21 protein-coding genes are annotated in these 17,016 nt (G+C 66.1%); 1 reads left to right on the forward strand and 20 read right to left on the reverse strand.

Annotated features, from left to right (window positions below; translation table 11 throughout):
• Positions 1 to 104: 104 nt before the first annotated feature.
• The 15 genes from AB0J39_RS16085 to AB0J39_RS16155 form a co-directional block, all read right to left on the reverse strand.
• Positions 105 to 1,271, reverse strand: coding sequence for a DUF3631 domain-containing protein (locus AB0J39_RS16085; RefSeq protein ID WP_363464869.1), 1,167 nt, complete (start codon positions 1,269 to 1,271; stop codon positions 105 to 107).
• Positions 1,272 to 1,297: 26 nt separating this feature from the next.
• Positions 1,298 to 2,212 (reverse strand): bifunctional DNA primase/polymerase, encoded by a 915-nt coding sequence (locus tag AB0J39_RS16090; protein WP_363464871.1) that lies wholly within the window; start codon positions 2,210 to 2,212, stop codon positions 1,298 to 1,300.
• A 127-nt stretch (positions 2,213 to 2,339) separates the two neighbouring features.
• Positions 2,340 to 3,050, reverse strand: coding sequence for a DNA cytosine methyltransferase (locus AB0J39_RS16095; protein WP_363464872.1), 711 nt, complete (start codon positions 3,048 to 3,050; stop codon positions 2,340 to 2,342).
• Entirely contained in the window at positions 3,047 to 3,397 is a 351-nt protein-coding gene (locus AB0J39_RS16100; protein ID WP_363464874.1) for a hypothetical protein, read from the reverse strand. The genes AB0J39_RS16095 and AB0J39_RS16100 overlap by 4 nt, the downstream gene beginning before the upstream one ends.
• Before the next feature lie 15 nt (positions 3,398 to 3,412).
• Complete coding sequence (locus AB0J39_RS16105) at positions 3,413 to 3,904, reverse strand: single-stranded DNA-binding protein (RefSeq protein WP_363464877.1); 492 nt, start codon at positions 3,902 to 3,904, stop codon at positions 3,413 to 3,415.
• A 438-nt stretch (positions 3,905 to 4,342) separates the two neighbouring features.
• Positions 4,343 to 6,388, reverse strand: coding sequence for a cell division protein FtsK (locus tag AB0J39_RS16110; RefSeq protein WP_363464880.1), 2,046 nt, complete (start codon positions 6,386 to 6,388; stop codon positions 4,343 to 4,345).
• Between the two features lie 313 nt (positions 6,389 to 6,701).
• On the reverse strand, positions 6,702 to 7,682 hold the full coding sequence (locus AB0J39_RS16115) for a hypothetical protein (RefSeq protein ID WP_363464882.1): 981 nt from the start codon (positions 7,680 to 7,682) through the stop codon (positions 6,702 to 6,704).
• A complete protein-coding gene (locus AB0J39_RS16120) occupies positions 7,679 to 7,852 on the reverse strand; it encodes a hypothetical protein (protein ID WP_363464884.1) in 174 nt (57 codons plus the stop codon). The genes AB0J39_RS16115 and AB0J39_RS16120 overlap by 4 nt, the downstream gene beginning before the upstream one ends.
• Complete coding sequence (locus tag AB0J39_RS16125; protein WP_363464886.1) at positions 7,849 to 8,229, reverse strand: RRQRL motif-containing zinc-binding protein; 381 nt, start codon at positions 8,227 to 8,229, stop codon at positions 7,849 to 7,851. The genes AB0J39_RS16120 and AB0J39_RS16125 overlap by 4 nt, the downstream gene beginning before the upstream one ends.
• A gap of 17 nt (positions 8,230 to 8,246) precedes the next feature.
• A complete protein-coding gene (locus AB0J39_RS16130) occupies positions 8,247 to 8,450 on the reverse strand; it encodes a hypothetical protein (RefSeq protein WP_363464889.1) in 204 nt (67 codons plus the stop codon).
• A gap of 22 nt (positions 8,451 to 8,472) precedes the next feature.
• On the reverse strand, positions 8,473 to 8,922 hold the full coding sequence (locus AB0J39_RS16135; RefSeq protein ID WP_363464892.1) for a DUF3307 domain-containing protein: 450 nt from the start codon (positions 8,920 to 8,922) through the stop codon (positions 8,473 to 8,475).
• A complete protein-coding gene (locus tag AB0J39_RS16140; protein ID WP_363464895.1) occupies positions 8,922 to 9,260 on the reverse strand; it encodes a WhiB family transcriptional regulator in 339 nt (112 codons plus the stop codon). The genes AB0J39_RS16135 and AB0J39_RS16140 overlap by 1 nt, the downstream gene beginning before the upstream one ends.
• A gap of 104 nt (positions 9,261 to 9,364) precedes the next feature.
• On the reverse strand, positions 9,365 to 9,520 hold the full coding sequence (locus AB0J39_RS16145; protein WP_363464897.1) for a hypothetical protein: 156 nt from the start codon (positions 9,518 to 9,520) through the stop codon (positions 9,365 to 9,367).
• 102 nt (positions 9,521 to 9,622) lie between these two features.
• Positions 9,623 to 10,024 carry an RNase adapter RapZ gene (locus AB0J39_RS16150; RefSeq protein WP_363464900.1) on the reverse strand — a complete coding sequence of 134 codons (402 nt, stop codon included), beginning with the start codon at positions 10,022 to 10,024 and terminating at the stop codon, positions 9,623 to 9,625.
• Positions 10,025 to 10,092: 68 nt separating this feature from the next.
• Positions 10,093 to 10,275, reverse strand: a complete 183-nt coding sequence (locus AB0J39_RS16155) for a hypothetical protein (protein ID WP_363464903.1) — start codon at positions 10,273 to 10,275, stop codon at positions 10,093 to 10,095.
• A 369-nt stretch (positions 10,276 to 10,644) separates the two neighbouring features.
• Here AB0J39_RS16155 and AB0J39_RS16160 point away from each other — a divergent pair, with 369 nt between their 5' ends.
• Positions 10,645 to 11,310, forward strand: coding sequence for a GntR family transcriptional regulator (locus AB0J39_RS16160; protein ID WP_363464905.1), 666 nt, complete (start codon positions 10,645 to 10,647; stop codon positions 11,308 to 11,310).
• A 59-nt stretch (positions 11,311 to 11,369) separates the two neighbouring features.
• Here AB0J39_RS16160 and AB0J39_RS16165 read toward each other — a convergent pair whose 3' ends face one another.
• The 5 genes from AB0J39_RS16165 to AB0J39_RS16185 all read right to left on the reverse strand — a co-directional run.
• Complete coding sequence (locus AB0J39_RS16165; RefSeq protein WP_363464908.1) at positions 11,370 to 12,206, reverse strand: hypothetical protein; 837 nt, start codon at positions 12,204 to 12,206, stop codon at positions 11,370 to 11,372.
• A 250-nt stretch (positions 12,207 to 12,456) separates the two neighbouring features.
• Positions 12,457 to 13,380 (reverse strand): HNH endonuclease, encoded by a 924-nt coding sequence (locus tag AB0J39_RS16170; protein ID WP_363464909.1) that lies wholly within the window; start codon positions 13,378 to 13,380, stop codon positions 12,457 to 12,459.
• Positions 13,381 to 13,428: 48 nt separating this feature from the next.
• A complete protein-coding gene (locus AB0J39_RS16175) occupies positions 13,429 to 13,698 on the reverse strand; it encodes an HNH endonuclease (protein ID WP_363464912.1) in 270 nt (89 codons plus the stop codon).
• A gap of 626 nt (positions 13,699 to 14,324) precedes the next feature.
• Complete coding sequence (locus AB0J39_RS16180) at positions 14,325 to 16,112, reverse strand: AIPR family protein (RefSeq protein WP_363464914.1); 1,788 nt, start codon at positions 16,110 to 16,112, stop codon at positions 14,325 to 14,327.
• A gap of 637 nt (positions 16,113 to 16,749) precedes the next feature.
• A partial coding sequence (locus AB0J39_RS16185) for a hypothetical protein (protein ID WP_363464915.1) occupies positions 16,750 to 17,016 on the reverse strand: 267 nt, incomplete at its 5' end.

Genomic DNA, 17,016 nt, shown 5'->3' on the forward strand with positions numbered 1-17,016 from the left:
CTCAGTTTTGCGAGGGGTAGCCGTACCAGCCGTACCAGCCTCGTTTTTGCTGGTCAGGGCTGGTACGGCTTTTTCAGTGGTACGGCTTGAGCCGTACCAGGGATTCAAGCCGTACCGCTCTGACCTGCGATGTTGACGCTGGTACGGCTGGTACGGCTTCCCCTCTCAATCGGGACCACGGCGGCCTCGGGGAGGGGTTCCGCGGTGGGGCAGTAGCGCTCCCAGGCGTCGGCGAAATCGCTGCGGTGGTAGCCCTTGGCCTGCCCGCCCGGGAAGCGGATCGTGGCCGGGCGGATGTCGTATTCGCGCAGGATCGTGCCGAGCTTCATAGGTGTCAGGCCGGTGGGACCGAAGTCGGCCCAGCCGCTTTCCGGGTCGGCCTTGAGCCGTTCGAGCAGGACGGCGGTGGGCAGGGCGGTGTCAGCGCCGAAGGCGGTGCGGCAGTCGGCCAGCAGGCGGATGCGGGTGGAGGTCTGGCCGTTGTCGTCGGCCTCGGCGGTTAGGGCCAGGGCGGCGGCGCGGGCGCGGTCGGGCCAGTGGGCGCCGGCGTGGTCGGCGACAATGACCAGGGGTTCCCAGGTGTCGGCGGCGCGGTCTTCCAGCGGCATCGGGGGTTCGGCTTTCTCCAGGGTCGGCAGGTTGGCACGCAGCCAGACGGACAGGTCGTGTGCGAGCTGGCGAAGCGGGGGCCGGTCGCGCTTGTGCCGGTAGGGGGCGACGGTCTCGCCGGGGCCGCGCCGGCGCATCCGGATGACGACGGCGCGGTCTTCGATCGTGTCGGGCATCGCGCCGATGCCGGCGAGCGCGGCCATGGCGAAGGTGGGGATGGACTCAACGCGGTTGGTCGCGGCGTCGTAGCGCTTGGCGGGGCGGTTGCGCTGATGGCCGGCGTTCAGCAGTCCGCGGAGGTCTTCGTTGGCGTCGGCTTTGGGACCGAAGATGGTGTCGGCCTCGTCCACGAGCAGCGTCGGCGGGTCGTCGGTGATGGAGCGGTAGACCGCGGCCGGGCTTGAGTTGACGGTGATGAACGGCTCGTGACAGGTGGCCTCCACCACGTCGAGCAGCCGGGACTTGCCGCACCGCTTTTCGGGGGCGCGGATGACCAGGCGGGGGGCGTGCGCCCATGCGGGCTGGGCGTGGGTGGCGGCGATCCACAGCGCGACGGCATCGGCAGACTCCGGGGTCGGCAGGATGACGTACCGGGCCAGGGCGGCGCGCAACTGGTCAAGCAGTGTCGCCCCATCGGGGGCGCGTTGAGCGGGTCGGGTCATGGGTGGTTCTCCCTTCGTCCGGGCCGTCATCCGCGCATGCCGGCGATGATTCCGGCGGCGATGACGGCGGCGATCTCGCGGGGGCTGTTGGGGTCGCCGTGGGCGTTGGCCGTTTTGGCGGCCTCGGTCAGGGCGTGTTCGACCACCTCGCGGGGCAGGACGTTGCGGGCGATGAGCTTGCCGAGCTTCCAGGCGGCGAGGTTGAGCGCCCGGTTGCGGCCTCCCACGGGTGCGCCGGCGACGCGCTCGACTTCGCCGGTCAGGGCGGCGCGGCCGTAGCGGGACAGCCGGGCATGGTCGAGGTGGTCGAGGTCACCCAGGCGCGGGCGCGTGCTCGAAGGGGCCGCGGTCGGTGGCGTGGCGAGCCGTTCGGCGAGCCAGGCGGGCAGCGGGGCGGGCGGGGCCGGGTTGGTGATGGTGTAGGTGCCGGTGCCGTCCGGCAGGGCAACGAAGCTGCCGGGGCCGACGACGTAGCCGCCGCGCCCACGGGTGTCGATCAGCGGGCCGAGGCCGTTGCCCTTGTCGCCGCTGGTGTTGCCCAGGGTGATGCCGGGTGGGGCGGTGAAGTACAGGTGTGTGCCGCCGCGGCGGGTGGTGACGGTGAAGGTGTCGGCCGGGTAGGGCTGGCCGTGCCGCTCGCACAGATTGCGGAACACGTCCTCCCCGGTGGCCAGGCCACGGTTGGCGTGGTCGGCGGGCGGGTGCTCGCTGGGCTTGGGCTGATCGAGGTCGATCACCACCAGGTGGGAGGGGCCGCAGGCGACGCCGATGTTGCAGGGCCGCCGCTCCCAGAACCGGGCGATCACGTCGGGGTCGGTGGTGGCGTGCTGTTCCCAGGCGGTGAAGCCGCGCAGCGGGTACTTGCCGCGGGGGGTGATGGGGAAGACGTGCCAGCCGCGGGCGGCGCAGTCGAGCGCCGCGGCGATCAGGTCACGGCTCACAGAGTGCTCCCTTCTCTGCTCGTGGGTGACGGGGCGGCGGTGGTCGAGGGCGGGACGGGCCGTCCCCCACTTGGTGGCCTTGGCGGGGTGGCTGGTAGGGCCACCAAGTGGGGGATCGCGTGGGTGGTCAGGCGGCGATGCGGTCCCTGTCTCCTGTGTCGATAGCGGCGAGCGTGGCGAGCAGTGCGCGCCCGATGTGGAGGGTGTAGACGGGCGGGATGGCCTCGCGAAGCCCGTCACGGTTGACCCAGGGCATGCCCATGTCGGCGCGGGCGTCCTGCACGCCGGAGAAGTTGCCGACGTAGTGCCGGAACTCGTGCGGGCGGGCGGGACGGCCCATCTTGGCCAGCGGCGCGACGTGCTCGGGATGCTCGGGCTGGGCGAGGGTGAGCCCGCCGCCGGTCTCAAACAGCCGGTGCCGGTAGGTCCGCAGTCCCATGGCGGGCATCGCCCCGCACAGCAGGACCGGATCACGGAGCGGTGCGCCGGGCACGTTCTCGATGACGTAGGGCAGGCCGATCTCTTCGAGCGCGTCGCGGGTGGGGGCGATCAGGTCGGGGTGGTCGCGCCCGCGGATGCGCTGGGCCAGGGTGTGGGCCTGGCACGGCGGTGAGGCGTGGACCAGGGTGAACGTGGCGCGGATCCACGCGCGGTGGCGGCGCAGGAACGTGATGGCGTCGTCCTGGTAGAACTCGCTGCCGCAGTAGCGGGGCTGGGGGGCGATGTCCACGCCGGTCACGTGGAAGCCTGCGAGCTGGTAGCCGCGGGTCGCGCCGCCCTGGCAGCAGTAGGTGTCCAGGACACGCAGCGCGCCCGCGGGGCTGGCAGGGGTGGTCATGCGGCGATCTGCCCTTCAGGGGTGGTGAGGATCGCGGTGGTGATGGCCTGTTCGAAACAGACCTTGTGGACGGGCTGGCCGTCGTCGTCGCGGAAGTGGGCGGTCTTTCCGCAGTAGCGGCACGGGTCCGGGCGCGGGCCGCGGTAGGCCACGCAGTTCGTGCAGCCGGGCGGGTGCCGGGGCGGGGAGCCGGGGCCGGCGGTCACGCGTACGTCGCAGCACAGGACGCAGCCGGTGCGGTGACGCAGGACGGGCCGGGCGGTGGGCTTGGCCCAGTCGAGCAGCAGCCGACCGTTCCACATCCGGTAGCGCCGCCCTCGGTAGGTCACGATGCCCTCGGGGTCCATCGGCCGGTCCTCGGGTTAGAACGGCGGCTCGTCGCCGTCCCAGCCGCCCGACGTGCCGCCGGCGGGCGCGCCGGTCGAGGCGGGGGCCGCGGTGCTCGCCCAGGGGTCACGCTCGGGGCCGCCGGCGCTGCCGCCGCGGGTGCGGGCGGTCTTGGTCACCTTGGCGGTGGCGAAGCGCAGGGACGGGCCGATCTCGTCCACGGTCATCTCGATGACGGTGCGGCGCTCGCCGTCGTTCGTCTCGTAGGTGCGCATGCGCAGGCGGCCGGTGGCGATGACGCGGGTTCCGCGGGTCAGCGATTCGCAGACGTGCTCGGCGAGGTCGCGCCATGCCGAGCAGCGCATGAACAGCGCCTCGCCATCCTCCCACTGCTCAAGCTGCTTGTTGTAGGTGCGGGAACTGGTCGCGATGGTGAATCCGGCCACGGCGGTGCCGGTGTTGGTATACCGCAGGTCGGGGTCGTTGGTCAGGTTGCCGATGATCGTGATCGTGGTCTCGCCGGACATAAGCGGGTCTTCCTTCCAACCTCGATGGGATCGGGCGAGGGGCGGCGCGATCCGGCGCGCCGCGGGGGTCGAGTGAGGGTCAGCGGGTGCCGTCGCGGTGCAGCCGGCGGGCGTAGGTGTAGAGCTGCCAGCCAATCCGGGGGCGCATTCCGGTGCCGTTGCAGGCGCGGCAGGTGCGGTTCTTGCCGCCGGGAGCGCAGCGAACGCAGGTCCCCCAGGGCGAGGCAAGGCAGAAGCCGATATAACCGATAGTGACCATAGGTGGGCAGACGACTAGCAGAGCGATGAGATGAGCCACAGGGGCCTCCAGGGCGGGTTTCCGGGGTTTTCGCAGGTGGCGCTCTAGGTGCTAGGTCGCTGGTCGTTCCGGGTTTCGGGGTCTAGGGAAGCCTCTAGACCTAGATGGGGCGGCCTCTAGATCTAGAGGCGATCCGCGGCCTATGAAGCGGCCTCGGTTCCCTTCCGCTTGTCACGCTCGGTGAGGGCGGTGATGATGTCCGCGCGGGCGATGCCGATGCGGTTGGCACCCTTGCCGCCACCCTCCGGGGTCCCCCACACCTGCATGGTCTTGATCCCGTACGGCTTGAGCGCGGTCGTGAGCTGTCCGGTCTTCGCGCCGCCTTCCAGCTCCGCCCACGGGCCGTAGGCGTCGGGGCGAAGGTCGGCCAGCCGGTCCACAACCGTCTCGTTCCACACCTTCGCCTCGGAGGCGGGAACCACGGCGGCGATGTCGGCGAGCAGGTCGAAGCTCGGGGTGACGACCTCGGGGCGCTCGCCGGCGGCGTGGCCGGACAATGTGCCGGCGGCCTGCCGCAGTGCGTAGGCGCGGTCGGCGATCCGCTGGGTGGCGGGGGTGTCGAGATAGGCGGCCTTAGCCACCTTCGGCATCGGCGTCGCGCCCACGAGGTAGCCAGTGCCGGCGTCCTTCTCCGGGACGAACATGGTGGCGCGGATGCCGCTCTGGTAGGCCGACGTGCCCAAGATCATGTCATTTTCGAGCTGGCCACCGACCCGTAGACAGAACCGGATGGACACGTTCGCGGACACCCCGGTGGGCAGGCTCCGCTTGTCAGGGCGCTGGGTAGCCAGGATCAGCACCACGCCCAGGGCACGGCCTAGCTTGATGATGAACTCGGCATCCTCGCCGGCCGCCGGCCCGTAGTCGGGGTGGGCGAACAGGTTCTGGCACTCGTCAATGATGCACACCAGCGGATGCAAGCCGAGGCTGCGCTTGTCGGCGATCTGCCGGGTCACGCGCTTGTCCGGGCACAGGTCCGCGGGCAGCGCCTTGAGCGCGGCGGCGCGGCGCATGACCTCCTTACGCAGCAGCGCGAGCGAGTCGGCGGCATACGCGATGGCCTCATCCTCGATGCCGGAGATGTAGCGGTGGCAGACCTTCTCATACGGGTCCAGGTCGCCGGTGCCCTTCAGCTCGTGGAACCACGCCTCGGTGGTGGGGTCGAGCACGATGCCGGCGGCCAGCTCGCGCACCGAGGCGGTCTTTCCCTGTCCGGGCTGCGAGCCGATCAACACGTTGTGCTGGATCAGCGGCACCGTGATGAGGCGGCCTCGCGGGTCGTTGCCGAACGGGATGCCCTTGAACACATCGTGGCTGGCGGCCTTGGCCAGCGGGGACCGCACGATCGTCTTGGACAGGTCCTTATCGCCCACCCACAGGATCAGCCGCCCTTCGTGAATCGAGGAATCGCCTTCGGGCCACACACAGCCCAGCGGGCGGCGCAAAGCGGAGGCGAGCCGGTCGCGCTTGTCCATCACATCGGTGACGGTCACGCCGTAGGGCAGGTCGATATCGGCGCGCCAGCCGGGGCCATCGCGGGTGATCGGGGCCACGAACCGGATCGCGTCCTTGGGGTTCTTCGACATGGCCTGCGTGATGCCGGAGATGCCCAGCACCATCAGGGACCGAATCACGATGTCGCTGGTCAGCTTCTCCACCATCGTGGGCGTGACGGCGCGGTCGATCAGCGGCCGGTCCGCGGGCTTGCCGACGACGCCCAGCACACCAAGCGCCACAGCGAGCGCCGCCCATTGGGCGAGCGTGGGCGCGTTGGCCACGATGATGCCCACGATCAGCAGCGTCACCAGCACGGCGAGGGTGATCGGGACGCGCAGCCGTACGCGGGCATCCCGCTGCCGCGACAGCTTCAGGTACGCCTCGGGGTCGGCCTTGCGGACCGTGGCCAGTCGTACCGGCTCGCCTTCCAGGTCGAAGGTCCACTTGACCATCCCGCCGGCCAGCCGGGCGAGGCCGCGGGGCGAGCGTGCGGCCAGCCGACCGGCGTACAGCGGGGCGCGGGTGACCTGGAAGGCCGCCACATAGGCGCTGTGCCGGCCGACCCATCGCAGGGTGTCGAGGGCGTCGTTGCGGGAGCGCAGCCACAGCGGCACGATCGGCCGGCGGGTCCGGGCGCGCTCTTCCAGCTCGGTGAGCCAGTCGCGCCGCTCGCCGCCGGGCTGGTCCACGCGGATGATTCGACCTTCCAGCGTCGGCGCGGCCTCGCTCTCGTCCTCGCCGGGCGTGGTAGAGGGGTAGGGGTGGCGTCCGGCGCGGGCGGCATCCAGGTGGACGATGTCCGCGCCCTTGCCGTCGTCGTCGCCGGTAGGGCCGTTCACGGTCGGCGGCAGGTCGGCCGGCGGGGTGGCGCCGTGGCCGTTGGGCTCGTGCGGGGTGTGCGTCATGATGAGGTCACCTCGTTTGTGCAGTTGTGGCGGGGTGCGGGCGCGTCCGGCGTGGGCGTTCTTGGCGGAGTGACCACGCTGGTACGCGCCCGTTCGGTCATGAAGGGTCGGCGAGCGCGTCGCGGACGGCGCGGGCGTCGTCCATGCCGCACCGCAGGATGCGCTGAAGCCGGTAGGCGCTGGGGTTCGCAGGTAGCTCGCCAGTGGCGATCAGCGTGCGCGCCCGGGCGATCAGGTGGGCGATCTCCGGGGCGGGTGCCCTTACCGGATCGTGGGTGTTTGCGCTGTACGTAAGGCCGGTAAGCCCGCCGCGGTGCGGGTCGTGGTCGAGGTTGGTGAACGCGGCGAGGATGATCGGCAGGGCGGTCACGATCGCGACCGCGACGATCGGCCCCAGCACGTGAAGCACCAGCCGGGAGACGCTGAAGTCGTCGGCCACGCCAGGCAGGTGCGGCCAGGCGTTCATGCCGAGCGTCAGCCCCAAAAACAGGTACTCGATCCTGACCAGCTTCGGGTCGTTGAGCGGGGTGCCGCGGGTGCCGAGATAGGCGCGGGCACCGACGACCACCAGCAGCGCCAGGGACATGAACGGCTCCACGAACCAGGCGAACAGCCAGCCGGGCGACCACTGCGGCGCGCCGTCCGCGGCGAAGGACTGCACGCCGGCGGTGGACCAGCCGAGCGCGAGCGCCAGCGACACCAGCGCGGCGGTCACCAGCACGCGCCGCATCCGGTCGGCCTGCCAGGCGCGCATCGCGGGGTCTTGGGCCAGCGCGTGAAGCCGGGCGGCCTCATGCGCTGCCTTGCGCCGCTTGCGCACCTTCGGCGTGTCGAGCAGCAGCGGGGCGTCGTCGGCCTGAAGCGCGGCCAACTGGTGCGCCTCGGCCACCTCGGCGCGCAACCGCTGCACGCGCCGGGTCTGCCCGCTCCACGGCTCGCCGACGGGCTCGACGCGCTCGACGGCATCCCGCGGGACGGGGGCGGTGGGCGCCGACGCGATCAGGTGCCGCTCGATCTCGGCCAGACCGCGCGAGATGTCCTCGGGCGTCGGCTCGGGCACGGGGGATGTGGTGCTCACGATTGCCCTCCCTTGGGGTGGCGGTCGGTGCCGGCGCGGCTCGATCGGGTCATGCCGCGTTTGCGAGCGGCTTCCAGGAAGCTCTCGTCGGACTTCTGGTAGGTGGGGAGCTTGGCCCCATGCACGGTGATGCCGGGCCGCTTGCTCGTGTCGAGCTTTCGCGGGGTCATGCGGCCACTCCTTCGGCGCAGTCCAGGCACGTGCCTAGGTGGCGGGGCAGGACGTAGCCGGCGTCACGGCCGCACTCGGGGCAGGTGCGGCGGGCGGCGTTCGCCTTGGCCAGCGCGGCACGCTGCCGCGGAGACGGCGACCGCTTCGGCAGGGCGAAACGCACGTCGTACAGGTAGGCGGCACGGACGCCGGGCGCGCCGTAGCGGCGCGAGCGCCACAGCACTTGAGCCTGTACGCCTTGCCCGCCGGGGCGCAGCCCCATCGCGGTGAGCTGCCGCAGCGTGAGCAGATGGGCCGGGGCCATCCGCCAGGGGTAGGTGGGGATGCCGTACCGCTTACCGGCGGGGTCCCAGAACGCAGCGCGGATACGAGACATGGCCGATGTCCCTCCGGTCAGGGGTTGGTGATCACGTCGTCGTAGTCGCCGGCGGCGAACCGGTTGGCGGTCTCGTCGCAGTCCTTGGCCCACTCGTTCCACGTGCGAGCGGCGGCGGCGTCGCCCCGCTTCTGTGCCTTGGCGGCCTCACGCCAGGCGCGGGCGGCCTCGTCGGAGTTGCAGGTGATGGCGTCGGCGCGGGTCTTGAACAGCTTGGCCATGGTGATCGGGTCCTTCCGGGGGTCAGGCAGCGATGAGGAGAGCGGCGACGAACAGCCAGGCCACATGCCAGGACTGGTCAAGGGCGTAGGCGCCGGTGCCCAGGTGCGGGGCGTCGTCGGTGCCGGGGCGGGGCGCGCCCATCCGGTAGAAGTCGCCCTTGCCGAGCGCGTCGGCGAGCCGGGCGAGGGTGACGCGGCGGTCGGCCCAGTAGTGCGAAACGGCGTCCACCGTCAGACCCAGCAGGACCATCAGCGGGGTGAGGGCAATACCGGTGACGGCCGCGACGGCGGCGAGTGTGAATGCCTTGGTCGTGGTGAGGGTGGCCACGTGGCGGAGACAGGCGAGCCGCCCGGCGGCCGTGGGGGCGCCCTTGCGGCATGCCTGGCTGTGCGTCTGCACCCAGTGGTCCCCGAAGCTGTGCGCGGCGAACAACGCGGCGAAGACGGCGGCGAAGGTAGCGGCGTCGCTCATCAGGCCACCCCCGCCCGGGTCGAGGCGGTCAGCGCGTCGAACTCGACGGCATCCGCGGTGATCTCCCCGGCGCTGCGGCCTGCCCACACGCCGGCGGAGGGGCGGACCTTCAGGGCGTAGGCGGCGCACAACAGCCGGGCCGGGCACCCCTGGCAGATCTCCCGGGCGACGGCCTCGCGGGCGGCGCGCTCGTCCGCGGTCTCGATCGCCAGACGGGGGCCGGTGTGTAGCTCGGGGTCATAGGCGCATTCCGGCAGCGGCGTCTCACCACGGACGCCCCAGGTCGCTTCGAGTTGGGGAAGCGACATCAGGGACGGGTGGGCGGGGCGGTGGGTCATGATGGGATCGCTCCTTGGCTCAGTCGATGGGTGATGAGGAGAGCCGGGGCGGCTACGTCTTGGCGGATGGGAGCCGCCCCGGCGTCGGACGTGTGGATTGGGCGTCAGCGCAGCTCGCCGCGCCGCTCCAGCTCGTCAAGGGCGAGGTCGATGCCCTCGTGGCGCAGGTCGGCGGTGCCGTTGGTGGACTTGGCGGCCTTGGTGATCCAGTCCTTGATGTCCTTGGTGCTGTCCAGGCGGAACAGGCCCTCACGGTCCATGTCCTTCATCCCTTCGGATTGCGACGGTGCCGGCCGGTTGGCCGAGTGCCCCGGCGGGGAGTCGAACCCCGCCTAACGACCGTCGGGGCGGTAGGTGCGCGTTCAGCGCTCGACAATGGGCTTGTCCAGGTCGCGGTGGTGCAGGGCTACGGTCAGACCCTTGTTGCGCAGCCGGTTGGCGAGAAGGTGAGCGAAGACGGGGGCACGGTGCCGCCCGCCGGCGCAGCCATCGGCCACCAGCACGGGGCCGGCGCTCGGGCCGGACAGGAACGCGGTGACAGCGGTTGCCGCGGCCTCGATCAGGTCGGCGATGCCGGGCGTGTTCAGCACCGTCGTACGGACCGGCTCATCGTGCGCGGTCATGTACCGCAGTTCCGGCGAGACGTGCGGGTCCTTAAAGTGCTGCCGCAGGTCGATCGTCAGATGAGCCGCGGGGGGATCGCCGTGCAGGTAGCCAAACGACTTGATGCAGACCTGCACGTCAGCGGAACGGGTAGTTGACACGGGGCACTCCTTGGCTGCTGTATTCGGGCCGGTAGAGCAGGGGCGACTCGCTCTCGGACGGAGCTTGATCAATCGGTGGTCAGCGCTTCGATGAAAGTGACCAGGGCACGGAAAGCGGCCTTGACCGCGTGTGCAGCGCCGACCGGGTCGTTGATCCCGTAGACGATCGCGCCGACCACGATCACGAACATCAGAAGCGGAAGCAGGCAACCGCCCCGCTTCGTCGCCTCTGCCGCGACATGTCTCGCCATTGGGTGGACTCCTCAGGGATGCAGAGATTGGGGCCTGAGGCTGCACGCCCCAGGCCAAACCATGTGATCGGTGATGCGCAGGGACGCAGCCCTCCGCGGGCCGCCTTTTGCCGGGGAGGCGGTGGCCCACGTCTTGAGTTGTCAGGCGTCGGGTGCGTCTGGCCCGTCGGTCAGAGCAGTTCCGTCGGCGTCGGCGCGCGGTCCCGTCGGACCGCCTTCCGAGGTGCTTCCGGGTGACCTCTCCCGTGTGGAGCGGCTCACGAGGAGCAGCGTATACGTAGTTACGTATACGCACAAGCCCCTAGGTATACGATGATGCGTATACGCTGGTAGCGTCAGCGAAGAACAGCCGAAGGGGTTGATCGACAAGTGCCAGAACCGGCCTACGTCCGTATCGCAGGCGAGTACGCCCGGCGTATCCGCAGCGGAGGGCTCCCGCCCCGCACGCAACTACCGAGCTACAAGGAGATTGCCCAAGAGAACGGCGTCTCGGAGATCGTGGTGCGGAAGGCCCTCGAACTCCTCCAGAGCCAGGGGCTTGTTCGGTCCGTACGGCGACGCGGCGTCTTCGTCGCAGACCGACCCAACCTCGTTCGCGTCTCTCCTGAGCGGCAGATGGAGACTGCTGAGCGCACGTTCGGGAACGAATCCGATCGAGACGTTCAGGTAGGACGGGAGACTCGACAGATCCCTGCTACCAGCGAGCTTGCAGAGGCTCTCGGCGTCTCAGAGGGTGAGCTAGTCACCCACGTCATCACTCGGGCCACTGAGGATGGGCGACCAATCTCGATCTCTGACACCTACCAGCCGGCGGACGTTGTCGGTGTATCGGGAGCGGCCTTCCTAGAAGAGACCATCTCTGACCAGCTACCGACACCGCTGCATGCCGAATGGCTGCGCACTACGCCCGGCGATCTCGTCAAGACGGTTCACCAGCGGTTTTTCACCGCCGACGACCGAACCATCATGATCTCCGATGTCTCCTATCCGCGGGACCGCTACGAGGCATTCGTGTTCCGCATGGCCCTGAAGTAACAGCCGCAAATAAAAGAGGGGGTGCCGAACGGGTGGCACCCCCTCTTTTTGCTACGCCCTCAGCTCCGAACCCAGCCCTGCGCGGCGTCCCTTTCCGTCCACCAGGAAACGAAGTGTGGATCTACGGAGTCCAACCTCCAGCGTGCCGAAAGAGCGTCAAAAAAGGCGTCGTTGCCGGTCTTACCGCCCTTCGGCTCTCCGATGTAGATGAGCCTTTCGCCCCCTGCTTCCTCAAACGCCGTCAGCGCCTCATATGACATCTTGTCTCCCCAGCCGGGCGGCCAGCAGAGAAACAAAACGTAATCCGCTGTCTGGTTACGAGACGCGAACCCGTTGAGATCACCGACGGGGTACCATACATCCGCCTGCCCAGCAGCTCCAGGGAATGAGCTGTTCTCGTTCTTGTCCGGCGGCTCCACGTCGTATGCCTCGACAGTCAGCCCTGAGCGCGACAATTGATCGGCCCAGTACCCCCGACCAGCCCCTAGTTCCAGGATCGGGAGATCAGCACAGAAACCGCATATCCATTCGATGGTCTGCGGAGAAGGGATTGCGTAGGCATAGGTCGCCTGCAAAATCATCTGTGCATAGGCAAGTCGCGCGCTTCCTTCCGCTCGACCCCCATTCACCACGCGGCGACCCTCACACTCCGACACGAAAGGCTCAACTATGTCCCAGTACGGGTTCGGGCTCACAGCGCTTCCGCCAGTCATGTAGTGCACGAACCGCAAGTCGAACGCCGCGTCGATCTGAACGTCGCCAGTTCCCGACAGCCTTTCCGCCATATCTAGGTACTCGGCCACCTTGGGATACTCGGCCTGAAGACGCTGCGTATCCTTCAGCAGGACAGTGAGTTCATCCCATCGTTGCGCTGTCATGGTCAGCTTAGGCACCATGCAACGAGCTTCTCGCACTGGGCCTGCCCGTGTCACGCTTCCCGGTGATTCCACGCCGGCTTCCCCATGGGGGAGCTGAGTGCGGCGCGGAGAGTGTGGAGACTCGCGGCAAGCTTGTCCATGGCGAACTCTTCGCAGTCGTCGCCGACAGCACCCACCACATCCGGACGCCTGCCACACCGGGACACAGCCAGCTGGTGATCACGAAGTGCCGGGCGAGCAGACGTCCACAGAGACGCCCTGAGAGCCCCTAGGCCGGATACCACCTCTCATACAGACGCCCAGGTTCCAGTCCTTTGTGTCGCTTCTCGTTATTGCAATCGTCGCACAACAATTGCAAGTTGGTGACATCATTTAGGCCGCCTTTAGCAAGCGGAATAATATGATCGAAGTTCGCATGATTAATAGGAGTGTGCAGAGTCCCGAGCTGGCGCTGACAATATACACACCTACCTCGGTCCCTAAACTCGACAGCTCGTTTAGCCCAGACCGGGATTTGCGTGCGCCTGAGTCTCGAACCAGCTTTTGTATGCGTAAACAACTTCTGAATCTCCGGCTCCTCGCTGTAGGCAGCATCCTGCACATACCCTGCCAGCAGCTTGTGTAGATTGGCCAGAAAAGAGCGATTGCCGAACATCACGAAGAAGACTTCTTCTGAGATCCGATCAAGAAGCTCATCTACATATCCACGTAGATTCAACTCATCCCAGTAATCCCCATACTCATCCGATAAGCGTCCACACTCACCGCATCTGTGATCGTCGCAACTACGAAAATGCCTCAACATAGCAGGGGTAAGTTCAGATAAGTTAGTCTCCTTGCGGAACTCAATGAAGGTAGGATGCTCGATCTCATACGCCTCACAAGCCGCCTCTACGGGCAACACCCACATAACCTCATCGGCGAGAGACATGTTCGGAAACTGTTGTATCGCGCTTTCCACAAGAGTTACACGATCGTAGTAGTACTGCCAGAGCACGCTTCCCGCAAAGCGATGCAATGCACTATGCTTCTGAAATGATGCAAGAAACGGATATATACCCTCATCTGCAAATATCGCCTCTAGATCATTGAGGTACGCAAACGGGTTGGCAGCAATCTGGTCTATCAGATTTGCTAGCAGATATGTTCGATAATATCGCCCCTCTAGTAGCTCCTTCTCCAATCTTCCCATCCAGATCCTCCAGTGCAGCCTTAGGGAGTACGAGCCGCGAAATAGCGCCTAACTGCTGCGCTTCACATTCACGAGTTTACGCAATTCAGATGGGGTGAGCCACGGAGCTGAACGATGGATCATTCGGTGACAGTTGGAGCACACCAACGCCAGATCGTCGAGCTTTGTTGTAACGGGGCCTGACACATGCAGAGGAACTATGTGATGGCATTCGATGTACCCCGCTCCACGCGGACCGTAAGTGTGCTCGAAATCGAACACATACTTCGCAGGCAACAGCGTCACCGCGATCCTGCACCGACTTAATCTTTGCTGCACGCAGTTTTGGATTACGTTCCCTGGCTACATGCTGTCGAAGTAGCAAGCGACCTTCCGGCGCGCTGGCACCCTGTCCATCTTCCTCCTCTACGGGAGGTAGGTCTAGCAATGCGCCGCTCTCTAACCCTTTCCGGATCGCTTCTGCTGCTGCATGCATCTCAGCAGGCCGCTCGATGAAGGCTTGCAGAACCATCTTGTCGAGCTTGTTACCGTTCGTCGGCTTACCCGTATAGTCCGGGTGCTGAGTGGCAATGTCCCAGGTCTTCCGAGCCACGCCGGCCGGGTTCCGGAACGTGCTACTAAGGACTTCGGGCGGGTGCAGGGGACCTAGCTGCAACAGCCTCGATAGTTCCTGCACCTTGGGATGGTCGGGCCGGAGTCCTCGCCATGCGTATGAGCGCACAAGATCGCACGCCAAAACAATCTCATCCCACTCCCATGCGGGGTTGCTCTGTCGGCCACTCGTGCCGCTTGTGATCGTCACATGCCGCAGAGTACCCCTCGCCTACGACAGTAGGGGCGAGACAAGAAGCCCTCAGTTCGTTGCACCGTGGGCGTGCGGCCGACCTGAAGCCATGGCGTCGGCGACGGGGGCAAGCTCTTAGTTTTCCTGCCCGCCACTAGGTCTAAGACGTTGGTTTGGCTGCGGCTTTAGCCTTTTCCAGAAGAACCTCCTGGCTGCGTCTGCTTCGCACGTCGTCCTTGCGCAGGCTTCGCCCCTCAGAAAGCGGAGCTTTGAACGCGTCGGCTGCAAGTTCGGCAGCCGTAACGATGGCCGCTTCGATTTGTTCCGACAGAGGCTTCTCCATGACACGGAACTTGAGCCCTTTGGGCTTCTTGAGCTTTTTGCTCGTACCCTCAATGTCGGCAGCCTCGAACATTGCGATAAACTCAGGGTTCACCAGAACCGACACGACCATCGCGATGTGGTACTTTGCGGCCTTCAGGACGGTGGACTCAGGCGTTCGCGCAAAATACCTGTCGATCCGATAGATGATCCACGCGGCGTAGTAGTAGGTCTCGACAGGATATTCGCCCCACACGAACGAGCCCTCGACTTCGAGGTCCTTCGGCGATCCGATCGCGCGCGATGACTCCCCGAATAGCGTTGCGGCAACAGCGCGATTGAGTTCTGGTGTCGTGACGACACGTGTGCGTGCAAATTCAAGTGCCGCGCCACGGTTCTGTCGTTCATAGCGGAGGCCATCTGTGCCGGACTGCGCGAAGTACTCTTCCACATCCTTCGCGACTTGCGAACTCGCCTGGATATCGGTCGAGCCGATCGCGGTCTGAAGGTTAGTCGCGATCGCGACGCTCGTTCGAACGCCGGGATCACGGGAACTGACAATCTTTACAGGGATCCAAACGTCTCCCATGAGGTGCGGGGCGTTCCTTATCTCGTTGGATTCAGACCAACGGATCAACTGGTGACTGGTCTGGCCGCCGTTCACGATCTGGTAGCCGGAGATAAAGAATCGATCTCCGAGGCCACGCAGATCGGTCGCGATGATTGTCAAGCCGTTGTTCAGGAACGGAAAATGCTCGCGCTCGCCCGACTGTAGAGTGTCCATGATCCGACGGTTCACGGGATTTTGAGAGCCGAGATCTAGACGCACATTGTCGTCGAATATGCCGGGCCGAATGTCACCGGACTCATCCTTAAGGAGCTTCATCACCTCCATCGCTGAGACCAGACCGATGTACGCTTCGCTTACTCGCTCCGTGGCAGGGATCGTCTGACGCTTTTCGAAGTTGAACTGAATGTTCTGCGGGCCATAGCGCTCCTTCTGCTTCGCCGCAAGCTCTTCATGGCCGTGGGTTCGGAGCTTAAGGCCTTCAGCGTAAGCTCCGATACCACGGATGCGGTCAAGAGCCTCGGTGATCTGAAGCTCCCCTTGCACGCTCTTGCCATCGTTCGAGCTGGTCGTCACGTAGTAAAGTTCGCAAGGAATCCGGCTGTCCTGAAACTTATCGCCATTCTCGGCAATCCTGTCGATCAGGTTCCCAACGTCGACGAGCCGTGGAGGTAGTGCGATGCTTCCCGGCTTCATCCCGTATTTGGTGACAGCCTCGACCCCGTGGAGGAACTTCGCAATAAGCTTCGAGTCGTACGATTCGCTCGTTTTGGCTTGGATGAAGATCACCTTGGCAGAGTTTGCGGTTTGCTCAGAGATCAGCTCGTCGACTTCCTCGGGCTCGAACACGAGTTGCCCGTTCACAATCACTGCGCCAATATCGATGCCTTCATCGCTGCCGCCGCCGAGAATGGAACGCTCGATCGAATCCACGTCATCTCGGAGGTACTGGAAGAGGTAGTTCGCTGCGACATAGCGCTCGAACAACTCAGATTCGGGGCCCTCAAAGCCGAAATCACGAGCAAACTTTGCAACGCGCTTGCTGGTTAGGGTGTGCACCGCATCCTCCTGTTGCAGCCGCAAGGCGATCCGGATGTCTCGAACGATTCGGAAGCGATGGTCGCCCCTGGTAGGACACTACCGCCTCGATCGGGCAACGGCCGCCCGGACGTATGGATACGTACAGACCGGCGGCTGAAGCCCTCCCTTGCACACTGCAAAAACACATTGGAAGCAATGAGATGCACGCTGACAGCTGTTCACGGGCAAGCCGCAACCCTCAAGCGTCTCTCGATCTCCCCCGCGGGCTCTACAGCCTTGATCGTTACCCAATGCCTACCCAAGGGGCGGATAGAATCGGACATTTTGAGCAGTTGTCGCAGGTCAACGCGACGCGGCGCGACTGTCTTCTAATCCGACGGTCGGGGGTTCGAATCCCTCAGGGCGCGCTCCTCTCTCCAGTATCTTTGGCCCCTGACCTGGGATTCTGCGCGATCCCGCCATGATCGCGTATGCAGCCGTACGCCGCCGAGAGCCGCCACTTGTCGCCAGTCGCGGGATATACGCGGGATGATGTTGGTCGCGTTTCCCCAGGTCGTGCCGCGCTTCCCGCGATGTCTGCGGGATGAGACCGACCTCGGGAACGCCGAAGGGCCCCGGAGTGATCCGAGACCCTTGGCTGGCGTGGTTCCCACCTCTACGAGTCCTGATCTTTGAACGCCTCAAGCCGGTCGGTCGCGACGTCCGCGATCTTTCGTGCTTGCCGGCGGAGTTCATCGTCGCTCGGTGGAGTTGCCCGGACTGCCTCCCAGTCGTCGATAAGCATCATCAGCCAGAAGATCTCCTCGGGACCGTCGCACCTGTCCCTGAGTTCGAGGATCAGGAAGTCCGCACCCTTACCGATGGGGAGTGTGCCCTCGGCTATGCCCTGCGCCACGTCGCGGGCGACCTCCCATGGCGTGCG

This window comes from Microbispora sp. NPDC049633, from assembly GCF_040675265.1.
In the GTDB taxonomy this organism is placed as follows: Bacteria; Actinomycetota; Actinomycetes; order Streptosporangiales; family Streptosporangiaceae; genus Microbispora; species Microbispora maris.